This is a genomic window from Clostridium sp. KNHs216 (assembly GCF_006714885.1).
Taxonomy (GTDB): domain Bacteria; phylum Bacillota; class Clostridia; order Oscillospirales; family Acutalibacteraceae; genus Caproiciproducens.
In genome coordinates this window covers 1,162,435-1,179,580 of record NZ_VFMF01000001.1, presented here as the reverse complement: position 1 = coordinate 1,179,580, position 17,146 = coordinate 1,162,435, and the positions used below count along the sequence as shown (strand labels likewise).

General features: G+C 51.9%; 20 protein-coding genes. 13 read left to right on the top strand and 7 right to left on the bottom strand.

Annotated elements, in window-relative coordinates:
- Nucleotides 1-169 precede the first annotated feature (169 nt).
- The 4 genes from LY85_RS05710 (at nt 170) to LY85_RS05695 (ending at nt 4,715) form a co-directional block, all read left to right on the top strand.
- On the top strand, nt 170-1,528 hold the full coding sequence (locus tag LY85_RS05710; protein ID WP_243122494.1) for an MATE family efflux transporter: 1,359 nt from the start codon (nt 170-172) through the stop codon (nt 1,526-1,528).
- Nucleotides 1,529-1,709: 181 nt separating this feature from the next.
- Nucleotides 1,710-2,798, top strand: a complete 1,089-nt coding sequence (locus tag LY85_RS05705; RefSeq protein WP_141825835.1) for an NAD(P)/FAD-dependent oxidoreductase — start codon at nt 1,710-1,712, stop codon at nt 2,796-2,798.
- Nucleotides 2,799-3,009: 211 nt separating this feature from the next.
- Nucleotides 3,010-4,038 (top strand): lysylphosphatidylglycerol synthase transmembrane domain-containing protein, encoded by a 1,029-nt coding sequence (locus tag LY85_RS05700; RefSeq protein WP_185741117.1) that lies wholly within the window; start codon nt 3,010-3,012, stop codon nt 4,036-4,038.
- A 62-nt stretch (nt 4,039-4,100) separates the two neighbouring features.
- Nucleotides 4,101-4,715, top strand: coding sequence for a DedA family protein (locus LY85_RS05695; RefSeq protein ID WP_038325267.1), 615 nt, complete (start codon nt 4,101-4,103; stop codon nt 4,713-4,715).
- A 60-nt stretch (nt 4,716-4,775) separates the two neighbouring features.
- Here the strand turns inward: LY85_RS05695 and LY85_RS05690 are convergent, their stop codons facing one another.
- Nucleotides 4,776-5,258, bottom strand: a complete 483-nt coding sequence (locus LY85_RS05690) for a chemotaxis protein CheW (RefSeq protein WP_141825833.1) — start codon at nt 5,256-5,258, stop codon at nt 4,776-4,778.
- A 306-nt stretch (nt 5,259-5,564) separates the two neighbouring features.
- On the opposite strand from LY85_RS05690, the gene LY85_RS05685 reads away from it, so the two are divergent.
- The 4 genes from LY85_RS05685 to LY85_RS19210 all read left to right on the top strand — a co-directional run bounded on the left by LY85_RS05685 (nt 5,565) and on the right by LY85_RS19210 (nt 7,350).
- Nucleotides 5,565-6,674 carry a DUF362 domain-containing protein gene (locus tag LY85_RS05685; RefSeq protein WP_141825832.1) on the top strand — a complete coding sequence of 370 codons (1,110 nt, stop codon included), beginning with the start codon at nt 5,565-5,567 and terminating at the stop codon, nt 6,672-6,674.
- A 143-nt stretch (nt 6,675-6,817) separates the two neighbouring features.
- Nucleotides 6,818-6,982, top strand: a complete 165-nt coding sequence (locus tag LY85_RS19215; RefSeq protein ID WP_170949920.1) for a hypothetical protein — start codon at nt 6,818-6,820, stop codon at nt 6,980-6,982.
- A complete protein-coding gene (locus LY85_RS05680; RefSeq protein ID WP_141825831.1) occupies nt 6,979-7,188 on the top strand; it encodes a heavy metal-associated domain-containing protein in 210 nt (69 codons plus the stop codon). The genes LY85_RS19215 and LY85_RS05680 overlap by 4 nt, the downstream gene beginning before the upstream one ends.
- Before the next feature lie 18 nt (nt 7,189-7,206).
- Nucleotides 7,207-7,350, top strand: a complete 144-nt coding sequence (locus LY85_RS19210) for a CPC_1213 family protein (protein WP_185741116.1) — start codon at nt 7,207-7,209, stop codon at nt 7,348-7,350.
- Between the two features lie 62 nt (nt 7,351-7,412).
- Here LY85_RS19210 and LY85_RS05675 read toward each other — a convergent pair whose 3' ends face one another.
- On the bottom strand, nt 7,413-8,708 hold the full coding sequence (locus tag LY85_RS05675; RefSeq protein ID WP_141825830.1) for a phosphodiester glycosidase family protein: 1,296 nt from the start codon (nt 8,706-8,708) through the stop codon (nt 7,413-7,415).
- 459 nt (nt 8,709-9,167) lie between these two features.
- Here LY85_RS05675 and LY85_RS05670 point away from each other — a divergent pair, with 459 nt between their 5' ends.
- From LY85_RS05670 to LY85_RS05650, 5 genes are read left to right on the top strand one after another with little or no spacing between them, the layout of a single operon-like run.
- The gene (locus tag LY85_RS05670; RefSeq protein WP_243122493.1) at nt 9,168-10,001 is read left to right on the top strand and encodes a bifunctional hydroxymethylpyrimidine kinase/phosphomethylpyrimidine kinase; all 834 of its coding nucleotides are present in this window, start codon (nt 9,168-9,170) and stop codon (nt 9,999-10,001) included.
- Nucleotides 10,002-10,019: 18 nt separating this feature from the next.
- On the top strand, nt 10,020-10,685 hold the full coding sequence (locus tag LY85_RS05665; RefSeq protein WP_038325262.1) for an amino acid ABC transporter permease: 666 nt from the start codon (nt 10,020-10,022) through the stop codon (nt 10,683-10,685).
- Nucleotides 10,666-11,331 carry an amino acid ABC transporter permease gene (locus tag LY85_RS05660; RefSeq protein WP_141825828.1) on the top strand — a complete coding sequence of 222 codons (666 nt, stop codon included), beginning with the start codon at nt 10,666-10,668 and terminating at the stop codon, nt 11,329-11,331. The genes LY85_RS05665 and LY85_RS05660 overlap by 20 nt, the downstream gene beginning before the upstream one ends.
- An 11-nt stretch (nt 11,332-11,342) precedes the next feature.
- The gene (locus LY85_RS05655) at nt 11,343-12,098 is read left to right on the top strand and encodes an amino acid ABC transporter ATP-binding protein (protein WP_141825827.1); all 756 of its coding nucleotides are present in this window, start codon (nt 11,343-11,345) and stop codon (nt 12,096-12,098) included.
- A 2-nt stretch (nt 12,099-12,100) separates the two neighbouring features.
- Entirely contained in the window at nt 12,101-12,949 is an 849-nt protein-coding gene (locus LY85_RS05650) for a cysteine ABC transporter substrate-binding protein (protein ID WP_141825826.1), read from the top strand.
- A 50-nt stretch (nt 12,950-12,999) separates the two neighbouring features.
- Here the strand turns inward: LY85_RS05650 and LY85_RS05645 are convergent, their stop codons facing one another.
- The 5 genes from LY85_RS05645 to LY85_RS05630 all read right to left on the bottom strand — a co-directional run bounded on the left by LY85_RS05645 (nt 13,000) and on the right by LY85_RS05630 (nt 16,783).
- On the bottom strand, nt 13,000-13,599 hold the full coding sequence (locus tag LY85_RS05645; protein ID WP_141825825.1) for a nitroreductase family protein: 600 nt from the start codon (nt 13,597-13,599) through the stop codon (nt 13,000-13,002).
- A 61-nt stretch (nt 13,600-13,660) separates the two neighbouring features.
- Nucleotides 13,661-13,804 carry a hypothetical protein gene (locus tag LY85_RS19205; RefSeq protein ID WP_185741115.1) on the bottom strand — a complete coding sequence of 48 codons (144 nt, stop codon included), beginning with the start codon at nt 13,802-13,804 and terminating at the stop codon, nt 13,661-13,663.
- A gap of 269 nt (nt 13,805-14,073) precedes the next feature.
- On the bottom strand, nt 14,074-15,552 hold the full coding sequence (locus tag LY85_RS05640) for a HAMP domain-containing sensor histidine kinase (protein WP_243122492.1): 1,479 nt from the start codon (nt 15,550-15,552) through the stop codon (nt 14,074-14,076).
- Nucleotides 15,530-16,210 carry a response regulator transcription factor gene (locus tag LY85_RS05635; protein WP_141825824.1) on the bottom strand — a complete coding sequence of 227 codons (681 nt, stop codon included), beginning with the start codon at nt 16,208-16,210 and terminating at the stop codon, nt 15,530-15,532. The genes LY85_RS05640 and LY85_RS05635 overlap by 23 nt, the downstream gene beginning before the upstream one ends.
- A gap of 21 nt (nt 16,211-16,231) precedes the next feature.
- On the bottom strand, nt 16,232-16,783 hold the full coding sequence (locus LY85_RS05630) for a ubiquitin (RefSeq protein WP_141825823.1): 552 nt from the start codon (nt 16,781-16,783) through the stop codon (nt 16,232-16,234).
- Between the last annotated feature and the right edge of the window lie 363 nt (nt 16,784-17,146).

Genomic DNA, 17,146 nt, shown 5'->3' with positions numbered 1-17,146 from the left:
GCCGCGCTTCGGTATGGATTCCTTTCTGGAAGAAATACCCGGCGCGGTTTCTTTTTTTGTACGGCGGCTCAAAATTTCCCGAAGAAACGCGAAAAGAAGGGCTTTCTGTCTTGAAAACCTGATTTTATCATGATACAATGAAAACTCACAGACAGAAAGCGGGTTTAGATTGAAATTTGAATTTTTACATCAGAGTACCGAACAACGGCGGGACCTGATTCTGCACGGAAATATATTGAGAACGCTCATGATGCTGTCGCTGCCAACGCTGATGATGAGCGTCATACAGTCCCTGATGCCGCTGACGGACGGACTTTTTATCAATAATGCGGCGGGAACGCTGGTCGCGAGCGCGGTCACCTACAGCGAACCCGTCATCAACATGATGACGGCGCTGGCCCAGGGGCTGAGCGTAGCGGCGATGGCCATTATCGGCCAGGCGAACGGCCACGGCGATTTTGACCGGGTACGGATAATTTCCGCGCAGATCGTCGTGTTTGCCTTTACCATGGGCTTTTGTATCGCGCCCCTGTCCGCGCTGGTGGCGTTTCCGATTTCGGCCAATGTGGATCCGGAAATATCGCACAACGTCATGCTGTATATCAGCCTTTATGCCTTTGTTCTGCCGTTTTCCTTTTTGGAAAGCATCTACAACGCGATCAAAAACGCTACCGGAAAGCCGGAGGCCACCTTTATCCGCATGCTGCTCATGCTCTTTCTGAAAATTATTTTTAATGTCGTGTTTGTCGTCTGGCTGCGGCTGGAGGTAGTGGGCTGTGTTCTCTCTTCCTTCTGTGCCAATTTCCTGATCTGCGGCTGGATGTTCTATGAACTGTTTGTCAGGCAGGGGGAAGATAAGCTTACCCTGAAAGGATTCCGGTTTGACAAACAGCTGATTTTTCAGCTCTTTCGTGTGGGCGTTCCCGCTATGCTGACCAGCCTGATGCTGAATCTGGGGTTTTTCCTGATTAATAACGAAACCCAGAAATACGGCGCGGTGGTCTTAAACGGGCAGGGTATCGCAAACAATATTACCGCCGTGTGCTTCAATCTGCCGGCGGCTTTCGGCTCGGCCGTAACGACCATGGTCAGCCTGAATATCGGGGCGGAGCAGCCGGACAAAGCGAAGCGTTCCTGCCTGATCGGGTGCGTGGCCAGCGCGGTGACGGCCGTCGCCATCATCGGCCTGATCGTGCCGCTGTCCCCTTTCCTCACGGTCTTGTTCACGCAGAGGGCGGACGTGCTGGAGATCGCCAACCGGGCGCTGCATATCTACACCTATTCCGTGGTGGGCTTCGGCGTCTGTATGGCGGTGCAGGGCGCGTTTATCGGCCTTGGCCGGACCGGCGTGCCGCTGGTGCTGGGGGTTTTGCGAATCTGGCTTTTGCGGTATCTTTTTATTCTGGCTACGGAACAGGCACTGCAGTTTTATTCCGTTTTCTGGGGCAACCTGTTTTCCAATTATGCCGCCGCGGTCATTTCCATTGTCCTGATTCTGCGGGTAAAATGGTCCTCCGTGCTGCGTTAGAGCTTGCATGCACGCTCTAGCCCTCGATATCGTTTTTATAATTTTAATTGATAAGCGCCGCATTGGCTGTTCCAATGCGGCGCTTTGTTCGTCGTAAGGCGGTTTTTTCGGGTTTATGTATGTTGTTTGCCGGATAGAGCAATAATAAAATAATCATTACAGAATATAAGGAGGAAGCGGAATGGTTGTTGCCATACTGGGCGCGGGACTTTCCGGGCTTTCCTGCGCGATCACACTGGAAAGACAGGGAATTAAACCCGTTATTTTTGAAAAGCGGAGCTGTGTCGGCGACCGGTTCGTCAACGCGGAGGCGATGTTCAGCATTTTAAACAGGCCGGTTAAGGACTGTATTCCCTATTTGGCGGACGAATACCATATCGTCCTGAAGCCTATTGACAAAGTCAACAGGCTGGTGCTTCATTCTAAAAATCATACGGCCTGCGTTGACGGATATATCGGCTGTACCAATATCAGGGGGCGGCACGACGATTCCTTTGAATGCCAGATGGAAAGACAGGTAAAAAGTGAAATCCACTTTCACTCGACGGAAGATTACGAGGACCTTACCAAAAATTTTGACTGTGTCGTTCTGGCGACCGGGGACGGAGCCTATGCGATTCAGCAGAACAATTACCGGTGCGACCTCACCTGTGCCATCAAAGGAGCAACGGTGGAGGGGAATTTCCAAACCGATATGCCCCACGTATGGTTCAATTATGGAATCATACCGAAAGGCTACGCCTGGCTGATTCCCTTTACAGAAAAAGAAGCAAATCTTGTCATCGCTTTTCCGGACAGCCCCGCGCCGGATATTTACGATATCAAAAAAATGTGGAACCTGTTTTACGATCTGGCACGCAGGGACCTCGATCAGGATTTAAAGATCACGGATCAGTTCCAGATCCAAAAATATATGATGGGAATCTGCAGAAGGCCCAAAATCAAAAACACCTATTTTACCGGAAACTGTTTTGGAGCGCTTTCCCCGGGGCTCGGCTTCGGACAGTTTACGTCCGTTTTAACCGGCGTCTACGCCGCGTACGATATCTGCTCAATCGAGCGCTACGGCGAACTGGCAAAGCCCCTGTTCTCCAACTACAACCATTCGCTGGCGCTCAGGCGCAAGCTGGAAAAGATGGACGACGCGTCGTTTGACCGCATCGCCGGATTTTTTGAGCTGAAGACGGTCAGCGCCCTGAACACCCGGATCTTCGGTTCAGGCAGCAGCTTCGACCTGCTGAAATGGATGACGCTTTTAAAACGCGCCTGATGCCTCTGACTGCAGGGAGCTGTTAAATTGGCTGAAAAGCTGCTTTAATGGCTTCCTGCAGCCGGTTTTGGCGTAAATAAAAGCTTGTACATAAAGTTTTAATGTATTGTTTATAAATGTACGCTGTTTTTTTAAGACTTTCTGTTGTATAATATAAACTCATGCTATGATTAATGATAGAAGACAGTATTTCAAATCTGAAGGGGATGCCATGCAGAATCAAAAAAAATCGGCAACTGCCAAAAATATTTTTTCGGCGGCGACCATTTTACTTTCAATAGGAATCCTTGCTTTCTTCCTGTTTACCGAAGACGGTATGAAAAGTATGGGGCATGTTCTTTCGGAGCTTCAGCCGATCTGGCTTCTCTGGATTCTGGTGGGGGTGCTTGCCGGATGGTTTCTGGAGGGATATGTGCTTCATCTGCTCTGCAACCATCTTGACAAAGCATGGACCCTGGGAGAATCGCTTTATATCGGCATGGTCGAAATTTTTTACAGTGCCCTTGCCCCTTTCGGGACGGGGGAGCCAATGGAAGTCTACTGTATGACAAAGATGGGAATGGAAACAGGCGCCGCTACTTCCATCGTGACCGTAAAGTCCCTGATCCATCATGGGGTTACGTTTGTGTACTCCTTCATTCTGGTGGCGTTTGAGCTGAATTATTTTCAGACTAAAGTAAGTAATTTTGCCGTGATCGCCGTTTTCGGGCTGGTTACAAACAGCCTTTTTATTTTGTTTGCGCTGGTTTTTATGATGAATGAAAGGCTTACCGATTTGATCCTGCGGGCGGTTGTCCGCTTTATGGACAAAATACACCTTCATAAGCTTTCCCAGAAATTTTACGATCAGGTGCACGGCCAGCTTCTTGTTTTCCACGACAGCTCCAAAATTTTCGGGAAAAATTACGCCCTGTATGCGATCACGATTTTTCTCACGCTGATTCAGATTACGATTGCCAGCCTCTTATCCTTCTTTGTTTACCGCAGCTTCAACCTGAAGGGGGAGCCGGTGTTTACTATGGTCGCGGCGGACACTTTTGTCATGATGGCCGCGTCGTTCATTCCGCTGCCGGGTTCTTCCGGCGGTGCGGAGGGAGGCTTCTATCTCTTCTTCCGGGAATTTTTCGGCCCGTATATCATTCCGGGAATTACCCTTTGGAGATTTTCAAGCTATTATCTTAATATTCTTCTGGGAAGCGTGCTCGTTTATTTCGGAGGGAAGAAATATCTTCCCGATTGACGGCGGCGGATGCCATGTCCGAAAAATGATAGGAATTCAGGTGAGGCAAGGAGTTTGATTAAATGCAGGATTGGATCATAGGGATTATCAACCAATACGGCTATTTTGGAATTGCACTGCTGATTGCAGTTGAAAATATATTTCCTCCCATTCCGTCGGAGGTGATTTTGACCTTCAGCGGATTCATGACCACGGTAACGGACCTGAAAATATGGGGCGTGGTGCTGTCGGCGACCATTGGCTCCGTTCTGGGCGCCGTGGTTTTGTACAGCGTGGGCAGGCTGATGAGCCCGCAGCGGCTGGAGCGTCTGCTGGGCGGCAAGCTGGGGAGAGTCCTTCATTTAAAAAGGGAGGACGTCCACCACGCAGGAGCGTGGTTTGCCCGGCGGGGAAAGTTTACAGTGTTTTTCTGCCGGTTTATTCCCGTCGTGCGCAGCCTTATTTCCATCCCTGCCGGAATGGCAAAAATGAGGATGGGGATGTTTTTGCTGCTGACCGCGCTGGGAACGTTTCTGTGGAATGTCGTTCTGGTTTATCTGGGGGCTTTTTTCGGCGCTTCCTGGGAAACGGTGGTACGGTATGTGGATACTTACTCGATGGCTGCGATCGCGGTCGTCGCCGTATCCCTGGTTGTTTTCTGTGCGTGGTACTTTTTCAGAAGGTCAAAGCGCCGGTAACACCGGCTTTCCTTATCAGAAACAGCGGCGGAATTTTCCGCCGCTGTTCTGTATGGATGTTTAAGAGACAAGCTGGGCCAGATCGAATATACCGTCTTCCATCAGTATCTTTTTGCAGTCCAGAACCATTGCCGGGCTGCCGCTGACCTTTATGATGCCCTTAAAATACGGATTCGATTTTGAAAGGCATTCCTCATACCCGTCCTGGCATCCGGGGCTTACGGTCAGAACCTCCGCCAGTGTGTCTACGATCAGCCCGCTTTGTGCCCCTTCCAGATTGACCATGATGATCTGTGTCTCATCATTGTAGGGGATGCAGTTTTTGCGCAATTTTAAGCGCATGTCGATGACCGGAAGGAGCTTTCCCTCTACTTTGGCAATTCCCTTGCAGTATTCCGGGGTGCCGGGCAGGGGAGAAATCATCAGCATTTTGGAGATAGCCGTTACATACATGCTTTCAATTGCAAAAATTTCATTGTCCAGCCTGAATGGCAGGAACTGTCCGCTCGTAGAATTTTCAGATAATTGATACGGTGTTAACATAAAATGTCTCCTTTTTGCAATTCAATTCTATGTTCTGTATCGGATTTTTCGAAAAAATAATGATAGAATTTTGTTGAATTGTGTAATTTTTTTAATTTCTTAATGAAATCTTTATATATTATGAATCTCCGGTTGTTTTTTGTGCCGCGGCGGGAGCAGGGGTACGGGGGAGCTCCTTCCGGTTTCCGCGGAGAGAATGTTTCCCTTCTGAAAAAACTTATGCTATAATGAATGAAAATCGGTCCTGCTTAATCTGCCTTGCGGCAGAGGAATCAGGCCGCGTTAAGCTGAAAAGGAGAACAGAATATGGGAGCTTCAAAAGTATATTTTACGGATTTCAGCGCGACACAAAGCTGCAATTTGCTGCAAAAGCTGGAAAAGCTGGTTAAAAAAGCGGGAATGGAATCCATTGATTTCAAAGACAAATATACGGCCATCAAAATTCATTTCGGGGAGCCGGGCAATCTTTCGTACCTGCGCCCGAATTACGCGAAGGTCATTGTGGACCTCATTAAAGAGCAGGGCGGAAAGGTCTTTCTGACCGACTGCAATACCCTGTATGTGGGCAGAAGGAAGAACGCGCTCGACCACCTTGACGCGGCGTATGAAAACGGCTTTAACCCCTTCGCGACCGGCTGTCATGCGATCATTGCGGACGGCTTGAAAGGAACCGACGAGGCCCTGGTCCCGATCGACGGCGAATACGTCAAGGAAGCCAAAATCGGCCGCGCGATGATGGACGCCGATATTTTCCTCACCCTGACCCATTTTAAGGGCCATGAGTCCACCGGCTTCGGCGGCACGCTGAAAAATGTGGGAATGGGCTGCGGTTCCCGTGCGGGAAAAATGGAAATGCACAGCGCGGGCAAGCCGATTGTGGATAAAGAGCTTTGCAGAAGCTGTGGGATGTGCCGCAAAAACTGCGCGCACGACGCGATTTCCTTTGATGAAAACAAAAAGGCGCAGATTGACCACGATAAGTGCGTCGGCTGCGGCCGCTGCATCGGCGCCTGTAATTTCGACGCGGTAAATCCCATGGGCGACGAAACGAACGATATTCTGAACTGCAAAATTGCGGAATACGCGTACGCTGTTTTAAAGGACCGTCCGCAGTTCCATATCAGTCTTGTGGTGGATGTTTCCCCGTACTGTGACTGTCACCCCGAAAACGATATCCCGATCGTTCCGGATGTCGGGATGTTTGCTTCCTTTGACCCGGTGGCGCTGGATGTCGCCTGTGCCGACGCGGTCAACCGCCAGCCCGTCCTCAGCGGCAGCCTCCTGTCGAAGAAACCGCACGACCATCACGACCATTTTACCGACACGCATCCGGAAACCAACTGGAACAGCTGCATCGATCACGCAGTAAAAATCGGTCTGGGCAGCCGGGAATATGAATTGATCACTGTAAAGTAGCTGTATTTTAAAACAGTATCCTATGTGAAGCCGCATTGGTTGGTGCAATGCGGCTTTTCTGTGTTCCGGAGCACCTGTATAAATTTTTTCATTCCATGAATACTAAATAGGCGGCACAATACCATAACGGGAAGGGAAAAAAGATGGACAATAACAAAAACAGAAGGAAAGACCGGGAAAAGAGCAACCCGGAGCTGAGAAAGATGAAACCTAGGGAAAATGCGGACGCCGGGATGATAGACGGCCGCAAACTGGGCATGCATGACGGCAGGCATGAAAAGAACAACAACGAGGGGGAGAAAAAATGAATACGATGCTTTGCAGCGTATCGGGAATTCAGAATAAAGAGTGCAAAACCCAAATCAAAAACGCGCTGGATAAAATCAGGGGAGTCCAGGAAGTCGGCGTGAACCTGACGACCGGTTCGGTCAAGGTGGAGTACAATGAACCCGCGACGGAAGAGGAGATCAAGGACTGCATTGAACACACCGGCTTTAAAATCGAGTACGAATAAGGCGGAAAGGGGATTTCAATGAGCCATACACAGAAGGACAAGAAAAGCGGCAGCGATAAGAAACAGGCAAAAACGGATAAGAAGCACATCAAGCACGACCCTCAGGCCGAGAGCGCCAGAGCGAAATTCGGCAAAGAAGGGCAGAGCGGATACGGAAACTGACGTTTTCCCGATAAAAATGCTGTCCCGGTTTTTAACCGGGACAGCATTTTTGTGTCTGAAAATTACCAGTTCGATTTATTCATGGTCAGGATGACCTCGCGTCCCTGATAGGTGGCCGTCAGGCCTGCGTCTTTCCCGGCGTTCGGGGAGACGGTGCCGACGGAGACATAATTGTCCGGTGTGGCGATCTCAACGTAGGTGGAACCGACGATCCGGCCGTTGTACCAAAGCTGTACCTGTACCTGCCCCTCTTGGCCGTTGGAGGAAAAAACACCGTTTTGGTCAATGCTGCCGAAGCTGAAATCGGACAGCGCCCAGCTTAACCCGCTCTTGGGAAGGGCGGTCGGAGCGCCCGAGAAATCCAGCCCCTTCGCTGTGATCGGAACGATGGATTTCGGGGAATAGGTTTTGTCGTAAGGCGTCAGCGCGGCGGAGACAAAGACGCCGTCCGGCTTCGGATTGGCGAGGAAGAGCCACGAATTGGCTACGGCGCGCTCCCATCCGTCGGAAGGATGGTTCTTTACGGTCAGCGCGGTTTCTCCGGGGGTCCTGGTCATCAGGGTGGACGAGCCGCCGCCATCCAGGTTGCCGGCCCACACCGCTCCCAGGTCTTTCATAAGCTGCGCGGTCTGCTGCAGTGTCAGTCCGTGGGAATACGGGTCCTTTCTGCCGTCCGCCAGCAGGAAGAAAACGGAATTGTCACTGCGCACGCCTACGGCGTTGCGGGGGGCAAGCGTGGCAGTCAGGTCCGTGTTGACGACGATGCCGCCGTCGACCAGAATACTGTGAATGCCCAGCGCCTGCTGAATATTTCCCTTGTTGGCTTCGTAAGTCTGGCGGTCGCCGTAAATCGGGTAGCCGTCTTTTTTAACGCCGAAAAACTTCCACCAGGTGCGCACCGGCGCATAGGAGTGGATTTCGGCTCCGTCCTTGACCACTACGCCCCACGGATCGCCCGTGCTCATATTGTACATATCCGCATTGATGGCGGCGACCACCTGTTTTCCGTTTTGAACCGCGGCGCTTGCCTGATCCCGTACGGTGGCCAGGCCGATCTTCGTTCCGTCGTGCGGAGTGCCCGCCGCAAGGGTCACGCCGGCCTGCTGCGGATTATACTCCATGGTAAAGCAGGTCAGCCTTTTGCCGGCCTGATCGGTGTATATAAATTCCTTCTGGGTGAGTCCGTACGCGATGGTGGTTTTGATCTCATCCACCAGAGAGGACGCCGTGCTGATGGAAATATCCGGAGCGCCGAGGGCCTGCACCGGGCTTGCCGATGTGACCTGCAGGGCGGCCAGACAAAGAACCGCCGCGCAAACGATTCCTTTTTTCGCTTTCGATTTTGTTCTGATATTCATGAATTGATATCCCCTTCCGTGCGATCATGAACCTTCTCTGTTTTCAAACTCTTCCGTTTGCTGGAAAATACGATTACAGCGATTCCATTTCAGTTTGAGAGACAGAACATGTTTCTCCCCCGCCGAAGGCGGGGGAGAAACGCAAACTTGTTGCAGAATCAACTGTAGATGCTGTAAATAATATTATATCCCATTTTCAATCTTATTCTGTTAAAAATTTATTAATAGTTTATGTCGCTCGGGAAATAATCCGGTTTTCCTGATCTTCCCACACATCGTCATTTTCAGGGAATCTTGGTTTTCCTGTTGACAAAAGAGAGGATAGCGCATATAATAACTACTAAAAATATATGTTTAATATAGACGCGAGGCGGTGGCAAGATGCGGTCCCAATTCATAAACACCCTGTTTAGACGAACTGATCAAACCGGAGCAAGGGAAAGACCCCGGAAGAGGGCTTTGGCGATCCATGATCTGCCCTGCTTCGGGAAAGGCCTGCTGACGGCTGCGCTGCCCATCCTTTCGGCGGCGGGAATCGAAACGGCCGTGCTTCCCACCGCGGTGCTGTCCGCCCGCAGGGACGGATTCCCGGACGGTACATATCGCGGCCTTGCGGGGGATATCCCCAAAATTCAGGAGCACTGGAAAAGCCTTGGGCTGAAATTTGACGGAATCTGTACCGGTGATCTGAGCTCCCCGGAACAGGTAAAAGCCGTATCCGCCCTGATCGGTGGGTTTCGGAAGGAAGATGCGCCCGTTCTTGTGAACCCTGACATGGCGGACGGCGGAAAGCTGTATCCGCACCTGGACGGCACGTTCCCGTCGGAGATGAGAAACCTCTGCGGCAAAGCGAATATCCTCGTGCTGAATCTGACGGAAGCCTCTCTGCTGCTGAACGAACCCTACCTGAAAGGGCCGTACAAAAGAGTTTATGTTGACAGTATTTTAAAGAAGCTGGGCGGGCTTGGCCCGGAGAAAATTGTTTTGACCGGCGTCTGCTTTGACGCGGCCCATCCGGGCGCCGCGGCCTATGACACGAAAAACGGAGAAATCGATTATGTCCTTTCCGACTGTACGGAAGGCGACTGCCGCGGGGCGGAGGATGTTTTCGCAAGCGCATTGTTCGCCGCGCTTCTCAATGATTTCCCGCTTGTGAAGGCGGCCCGGATCGCCGCCGACTTTACGGTGGAAGGGATCCGCCGGACCTGGGCGGCGGGTTCGGATTTCTGTTTCGGGATCAGCTTTGAAGCCGGTATCCCGGATTTTCTCAAAGCATTGAAGCTTTTCGGCTAAATCACAAAAGGAAGGCGGATTTTATTGAATTTCGGCTTTATTGTACAGAGCCTGCCTCTCTATTGGAAAGCGGCGCAGCTGACGCTGACCATTTCCGTGTGGGCAATTGCACTGTCGCTTTTGGTGGGTTTCCTCTGCAGCCTGGCGATTTATTACCGGGTCCGCGTGCTGAAATCCATTGTGAAGGTTTATATTGAGTTTTCCAGGAATACCCCGTCGCTGATACAGCTGTTCTTCCTGTATTACGGACTGACGCAGATCGGGCTGAAGCTGGAAGCGGAGCTTTGCGCGGTTGCGGGGCTGACCTTTCTGGGCGGAAGCTATATGGCGGAAGCGTTCCGCAGCGGACTGGAGGCAGTGGGGAAGACCCAGATCGAATCGGGGCTCAGCATCGGCCTTTCCCGCGCGCAGCTGGTCCGCTATGTCATTTTCCCGCAGGCGTTTTCCGTTTCCATGCCCGCGCTGGAAGCCAACGCGATTTTCCTGATGAAAGAGACGTCGATCGTCAGCGCGGTGGCGCTGCCGGATTTGATGTTTGTCGCCAAGGACCTGATCGGCATGTATTATTCGACTACGGAGGCGCTTACCCTGCTTGTGCTGTTCTATCTGCTGCTTCTGCTGCCGGTATCCCTGCTTCTGTCCGCTCTGGAAAGGAAGGTGCGTTATGGCCAGTTCGGGAATTAACGTTATTTTTGAAGGCGCGAACCTTCTTCGCCTGCTGAATGGGCTGCTGGTAACGGCGCGGATCGCGCTGGTTTCCGTTCTGATCTCCGGCGTTCTCGGGATTGTACTGGGCATTGTGATGACGTCGAAATGGAAGGCTGTTCGTTCCGTCTGCCGGGTTTATCTGGAAGCGGTGCGCATCATTCCGATTCTTGTGTGGCTGTTTATCTTCTATTTTACCCTGAACCTGGAGCTGGGCGGAGAGGTCGTCTCCATCATGGTCTTTTCCCTCTGGGGCACGGCGGAAATGGGGGACATTGTCCGCGGCGCGGTGGAATCCCTGCCGAAACATCAAAGGGAATCCGGCGCCGCCCTTGGGCTGACCAACGTGCAGATTTACCGCTATGTCATTATTCCGCAGACCGTGCGGCGTCTGCTGCCCGCCGCGATCAACCTTGCGACGCGCATGATCAAGACCACCTCGCTGGTGGTGCTGATCGGGGTGGTGGAGGTCCTGAAGGTGGGCCAGCAGATTATCGAGCGGTCCATTTTAGAGGTGCCCACGGCATCCTTCTGGATATACGGCTTTATATTCCTGCTGTATTTTGCAGTCTGTTATCCTGTTTCGCTCCTGTCCAAACGGCTGGAACGGAAATGGCAGTCCTGAGGAGGTAAAAAATGGAGAAAGATATTCTTCTTGAAATCAAACAGCTTCATAAAAGCTACGACGACAGAACCGTGCTGGGCGGGATCGACCTGCAGGTCCACAAGGGCGAGGTCGTCGTCATTCTCGGGCCTTCCGGCTGCGGGAAAAGCACTCTGCTGCGATGTATCAACGGCCTTGAGCCGATACAGTCGGGGGAGATCAGCCTTGACGGTCAGTCTATTTCCTCCGCCGGAACACAGTGGCATCTGGTCCGGCAGAAAATCGGGATGGTTTTTCAGAGCTATGATCTTTTCCCGCATATGACGATTCTGGAAAACGTTCTGCTCGGCCCTCTGAAGGTGCAGAAGAGGAGCCGGGAAGAAGCCCGGCGGCAGGCGGAAACACTGTTGGAGCGCATCGGGCTTCTGGACAGAAAAAACGCGTATCCCCGCCAGCTTTCCGGCGGACAGAAGCAGCGTGTGGCCATCGTGCGCGCTTTGTGTATGAATCCGGAGGTAATGCTGTTCGACGAAGTCACGGCGGCGCTCGACCCCGAAATGGTGCGCGAGGTGCTCGACGTGATGCTCGGCCTTGCGAAGCAGGGCATGACGATGGTGATTGTTACCCATGAAATGGGTTTTGCCAGAGCGGTCGCGGATAAGGTCGTATTTATTGACGAAGGGAAGATTGTAGAGGAATCCAATGCGGAGCTCTTTTTTACCGATCCGAAAACCGACAGGGCAAAACAGTTTCTGAATATTTTTAATTTTGATGAAGAGAAGGGTTAATTATGAAAAAGACAGGCAGAATTCTTGCCGCCGTGCTGGCGGTCGTATTGGCATTGGGAACATTTGCGGGCTGCTCCCAGCAGGGGACTCAGAAGTCCTCGCTGGAAACCATTAAGCAGAACGGAAAAATCAAGGTCGGAGTGTTCAGCGACAAACCTCCTTTCGGGTATGTCGACGCTCAGGGAAAAAATCAGGGATTTGACGTTTACATTGCGAAGCGCTTTGCAAAAGACCTTCTGGGTGACGAAAACAAGGTCGAATTTGTCCTTGTGGAAGCCGCGAGCCGCGTAGAGTATCTGCAGTCCGGCAAGGTGGACCTGATTATGGCCAACTTTACCGTAACGGACGAGAGAAAAGAGAAGGTCGATTTCGCAAATCCGTACATGAAGGTCGCGCTCGGCGTGGTTTCTCCGGACGGCAGCCAGATTACCGATGTCTCCCAGCTCAAGGGCAAAAAGCTGATCGTCAACAAGGGAACGACGGCGGAAACGTACTTCACGAAAAACTATCCGGATATCGAACTGCTGAAATACGACCAGAATACCGAGGCTTTTCAGGCGCTGAAGGACGGCCGCGGCGCCGCTCTTGCGCACGACAACACCCTGCTGTTTGCCTGGGCGAGAGAAAACAGCGGCTATACGGTCGGCGTTTCCTCGCTGGGCGAACAGGACACGATCGCGCCCGCAGTGAAGAAGGGCGACAAGGAGCTTCTTGACTGGGTCAACAATGAGCTGACCGCACTGGGCAAGGAAAACTTCATTCACGAGGCCTATGACGCCACACTGAAACCAGCCTACGGCGACTCCGTCGCCGCGGATGACGTGGTGATTGAGGGCGGAAAAATCCAGTAACGGAACACAAAAAAACAACGCCGGAAAACCGGCGTTGTTTTTTTTGTGTGTTATCTGTATATTTTGACTCTGTCTTCAAGGGGAAGGAAGGTCTTTTCATCGGGGGAAGCGGTGGGTTTGCCGAACGGCATTTGTGCGAGAAGCTTCCAGCCTTTCGGAATGTTCCAGCCTGCGGCGACTTTTTCGTCGATCAGCGGGTTGTAGTGCTGAAGGCTTGCGCCGTAGCCGCTGGACTCAAGAGCCGTCCAGATGACGAGCTGCAGCATACCCGAGGATTCCAGCGACCAGACCGGGAAATTATCCTTATAAAGCGGGAATTGCTCCTGCAGCCCGGTAACAATGCTCTGGTCCTCAAAGTAAAGAATGGTGCCGTATCCGCCGCGGAAGGAATTGATTTTCTCTTCCGTAGATGCGAAATTCTTCGCGGGGACAATGCTTCTTAATATTTCCATTGTGGTATCCCAAAGCTTGTCGTGTTCCTTGCCGAAAAGAACGACCGTGCGTGCGCTTTGCGAATTGAAAGCGCTGGGGGTGTATTTCACGGCATCCTCAACCAGGCTGACAATCTCTTCATCGGAGAGAACTTTTTCTTTGCTGATTGCGTAATAGGACCTTCGCTTTTTCAGGGCTTCCATAAAATCCCTTTCCATACAATCTCTGCCTTTCTGATGTACCTGTCAATTTCGTAATAGTGGGAGGAATCCCCTCCGCTTATTCGCCGATGCAGCCGTTGGAAAACTCCATGGAGCAGCTGATTTCATCCGGAATTTCGTATTCGTCCTGACGGTAAACCGACTTTCCGTAGTTATTTTCCTGAGCCGGACTCAATTTTTTATTTATATTCTTTTCATTCATAATAAGAACCTCCTGTCGATTCATTTTTTTCTGTGACTATAGTATAGCCTGTTATTGGTATTTAATCTATACGCAAAAGGTAGATTTTAAATGGGAAAAAGCATCCTCTTTTGTATAAAATAATAATAATTACTAATATTGAATTTTTCTCTTGAATTTTTATTTCTTTCATTATATAATAAAAATACTGATGAAATTTAACCATCCTGTTTCGGATTGATATAAAAACAGGCCTGAACCCTCCGTTGGGGATCAGGCCTTAGCTTTGCCTATTTTTCCGCGGCGGCGTGAAGGATCATGGAAATGCGGGTGCCGATGTCCTCCCGGCTCAGAACCTCCAGATGCCCCCCGTGGCGCTCCGCGATCCATTTCGCGATGGACAGCCCCAGCCCCGTTCCGCCCGTAGCCCTTGCGCGGGATTCGTCGGCGCGGTAGAAGCGGTCAAAAATGCGGGGGACCGCTTCGGACGGAATTCCGATGCCTTCATCCTGTACCGTCAGCCTGGCGCGGCCTTCTTCACCGGAAACGGAGATCGTAATCTTTTTCCCGACGGGGGAGTATTTGATGGCGTTGTCCGTCAGGATCCGCAGCGCCTGTTTGATCAGCCCCTCGTCCGCGTTGATGAAAACGGGGGAGAGATGGGATTCGTACTCGTGCCCCGAATCGATCATCTGTGTTTCCCGAAGCACCTCCGCGGCAAGGGCGGACAGGTCGAACCGTTCGATCTGAAGAGCCATGGTGTTGTTGTCGCCCCGGGCCAGAAATAAAAGCTGTTCCACCAGCGCCTTCATGTTTGCGGTTTCGTCCTTAATGGCGTCGATGGATTCCTGCAAGGTTTTCGCATCGTTTTTTCCCCAGCGGTCCAGCAGGTTTGCGTAGCCCTGAATCACGGAAATCGGCGTTCTTAACTCGTGGGACGCGTCCGAAACAAAACGCACCTGGGACCGGTAGGACTCGTTGATCCGGTCCAGCATCCCGTTGATGGCGGATGCAAGCGTTTTCAGCTCGTTCTGCGTTTCACCCACCGCAATCCGTGTGTCCAGTCTGGCGGCGTTGATTCCGTCCAGCTTGCCCGCCAGCGTTTCCAGCTGTTCGGGAGTGAGCGCGTCGCCGGTGTTGAGGTTCCTCGCGGTTTCAGCCAGTTCTTCGATCGGCCGCAGGGTTCTCCGTATCACTCTGGCTCCGCGGGAAATCCCTCCCAGAAGCAGGAGCAGTTCCAGCACGACAAAAATGAGAAAGGCGGATTCCATCATCCGGATGGCGGCGGCGTTTGTGACGGAAATCAGGTAGGTTTGCCCGCTGATTTCGGCCGAAACCCTGTAAACGGCGCCCTCCAGATATTTCCCGAAAGGAATCCCGGGTGCAGCCGGAAACACAATGCTGCGCACGCCTTTCGCTGTCAGCTTTGAAAAGCGGCTCTGCAGAAAGCCGGGGATTGCGAACCGAATCCCCTCCGGCTTTCCCTGATTTACCGATACATCGATTCCCGCCTCGGCAAGCCATGCCCGATCCGACTGCGGGGGCAGCCCGTTTTTGCTCAGAATTTCGGCGGCATTTCCAGCCGACTGCTCGCTAAGCATGGCGAGGCCCGTCGCGCAGAGAATGCACAGAAGGATGTCGAGGGTGAGAAACAGGCTGAGGACGCGCAGGAAAAGCCGCGCGTTGAGCTTCAGGACAATGGAGAATTTAAATTTGTCGCCCAGCCGGCTGGCGGGGCTGGCCGGCTCACTGTTCATCTTTGATGACATACCCCACTCCTCTGACGGTCTGAATCAGTTTCAGCCCGAAGACATCGTCGATTTTTCCGCGCAGGTACCGCACATAGACGTCGACGGCGTTGGTCTCGCCCGTGAAATCGAAGCCCCAGACGTTTTCGAGCAGTGTTTCGCGGGAAATCACCAGTCCCTTGTTCTTCATCAGGTAATGAAGAAGGTCAAACTCCCTTTTGGTCAGTTCCACGGGCGTGCCGTTCACCGTAACGGTGCGCCGCGCAGTATCCAGCGTGACGCCGCAGCAGGAAAGCACCGTGCTTTCCTGCTGCGGCATTGTTTTTCTCAGCGCGGTGCGGATTCTTGCGAGGAGCTCTTCAATGGCAAAGGGCTTGGTAATATAATCGCTCGCCCCGCTGTCCAGCCCGGAGACCTTATCCATCACGCTGTCGCGCGCCGTCAGCATGATCACCGGCACGGAGGAGGTCCGGCGCAGTCTGCGCAGCACCTCCATTCCGCTCAGCTTTGGCAGCATGATATCCAGCAGAACGAGGTCGAACCTGCCGGATTCGGCAAGCTCGAGCCCCGTTCTTCCATCAAATGCTTTCGTTGTGGCATAGCCCTCGTAGCCGAGCTCCAACTCGACAAAGCGGGCGATTTTTTCTTCGTCCTCAACAATCAGTATGTTCGCACCCATTGTCAGTCCTGCCGTTTCCCGTTATTTTTGGTTGATGGAATTCTTGATGCTTTCCGCGGCGTCCGCAGCGCTGTCCATAGCGTGGTTTACCGTGTCACCGCTGAAATTGGGGCCGCTGAAGCGGTAGCGCAGGCCAAAGAACAGCCCCACGATCATCAGCGGGATGGTCACCCAGAACGCGAAGATGAGAAGAAGCGCGAGAACGGAAACCGGGATGCACGCTTTGCTTTCCGGCCCCTTCAGGACTTCAAAATAGTTGGTGTTGCCTATGCGGACAATCTTCATCAGAAATCTCCCGAACTTTCTCATCAGGGAAGAAAAGGATTCTCCGCTATTATATTTCGGGTCTGCATACGCCCGGCCCGGTTCCGCGCCCGCCGCCGGATTCTGGTCCTCGGTTTTCGCGCTGCTGTAGTAGCCGCCGCCGGCCGGGGCCGTCACTTTTCCCTGTTTCTCCAGATAGATCAGTGCTTCCAGCAGGTCGCCGTTTGTCGCGTCCAATGCCGCTTTTGCCTCGTCATAGCTTACGTTTGCCTTTTCGCGCAGTTTTTCTACTTGCTCCAGTGTAGTCATAAAAATTTCTCCTTCGTTAGTTTGTTGGAATCCCTCATGCAAATCATTTATTTCACGATCGGTTTTCTCTCAGCCGAGCATGCTTGAATTCTAACAAATAAAACTTTAAAGGGAATTTGTCAAAAATTAAAATCACATTAAAATCATTCTATCCTATCTTAAGGCACATTTCAATACGCCGCGGCGGGAATGTCCCGCCGCTTCCTGTGGGATTTCCGCCCTGTAAAATAGCCTCTCCTTATTTTTTTCAATAATTCACGGTTTCTCTATTGACAATGCAATATAATATTGATATTATGTTGTCATAAACCAACATTATTTTAATAATAAACTCTCTAAAACCACATTATTTGCACATGATCG

Excerpts from the sequence above, each read along its gene's own strand:
- LY85_RS05705 (WP_141825835.1), top strand. The coding sequence starts at position 1,710 with ATGGTTGTTGCCATACTGGGCGCGGGACTTTCCGGGCTTTCCTGCGCG.
- LY85_RS05700 (WP_185741117.1), top strand. The coding sequence starts at position 3,010 with ATGCAGAATCAAAAAAAATCGGCAACTGCCAAAAATATTTTTTCGGCG.
- LY85_RS05695 (WP_038325267.1), top strand. The coding sequence starts at position 4,101 with ATGCAGGATTGGATCATAGGGATTATCAACCAATACGGCTATTTTGGA.
- LY85_RS05690 (WP_141825833.1), bottom strand. The coding sequence starts at position 5,258 with ATGTTAACACCGTATCAATTATCTGAAAATTCTACGAGCGGACAGTTC.
- LY85_RS05685 (WP_141825832.1), top strand. The coding sequence starts at position 5,565 with ATGGGAGCTTCAAAAGTATATTTTACGGATTTCAGCGCGACACAAAGC.
- LY85_RS19215 (WP_170949920.1), top strand. The coding sequence starts at position 6,818 with ATGGACAATAACAAAAACAGAAGGAAAGACCGGGAAAAGAGCAACCCG.
- LY85_RS05680 (WP_141825831.1), top strand. The coding sequence starts at position 6,979 with ATGAATACGATGCTTTGCAGCGTATCGGGAATTCAGAATAAAGAGTGC.
- LY85_RS19210 (WP_185741116.1), top strand. The coding sequence starts at position 7,207 with ATGAGCCATACACAGAAGGACAAGAAAAGCGGCAGCGATAAGAAACAG.
- LY85_RS05675 (WP_141825830.1), bottom strand. The coding sequence starts at position 8,708 with ATGAATATCAGAACAAAATCGAAAGCGAAAAAAGGAATCGTTTGCGCG.
- LY85_RS05660 (WP_141825828.1), top strand. The coding sequence starts at position 10,666 with ATGGCCAGTTCGGGAATTAACGTTATTTTTGAAGGCGCGAACCTTCTT.
- LY85_RS05655 (WP_141825827.1), top strand. The coding sequence starts at position 11,343 with ATGGAGAAAGATATTCTTCTTGAAATCAAACAGCTTCATAAAAGCTAC.
- LY85_RS05650 (WP_141825826.1), top strand. The coding sequence starts at position 12,101 with ATGAAAAAGACAGGCAGAATTCTTGCCGCCGTGCTGGCGGTCGTATTG.
- LY85_RS05645 (WP_141825825.1), bottom strand. The coding sequence starts at position 13,599 with ATGGAAAGGGATTTTATGGAAGCCCTGAAAAAGCGAAGGTCCTATTAC.
- LY85_RS19205 (WP_185741115.1), bottom strand. The coding sequence starts at position 13,804 with ATGAATGAAAAGAATATAAATAAAAAATTGAGTCCGGCTCAGGAAAAT.
- LY85_RS05640 (WP_243122492.1), bottom strand. The coding sequence starts at position 15,552 with ATGTCATCAAAGATGAACAGTGAGCCGGCCAGCCCCGCCAGCCGGCTG.
- LY85_RS05635 (WP_141825824.1), bottom strand. The coding sequence starts at position 16,210 with ATGGGTGCGAACATACTGATTGTTGAGGACGAAGAAAAAATCGCCCGC.
- LY85_RS05630 (WP_141825823.1), bottom strand. The coding sequence starts at position 16,783 with ATGACTACACTGGAGCAAGTAGAAAAACTGCGCGAAAAGGCAAACGTA.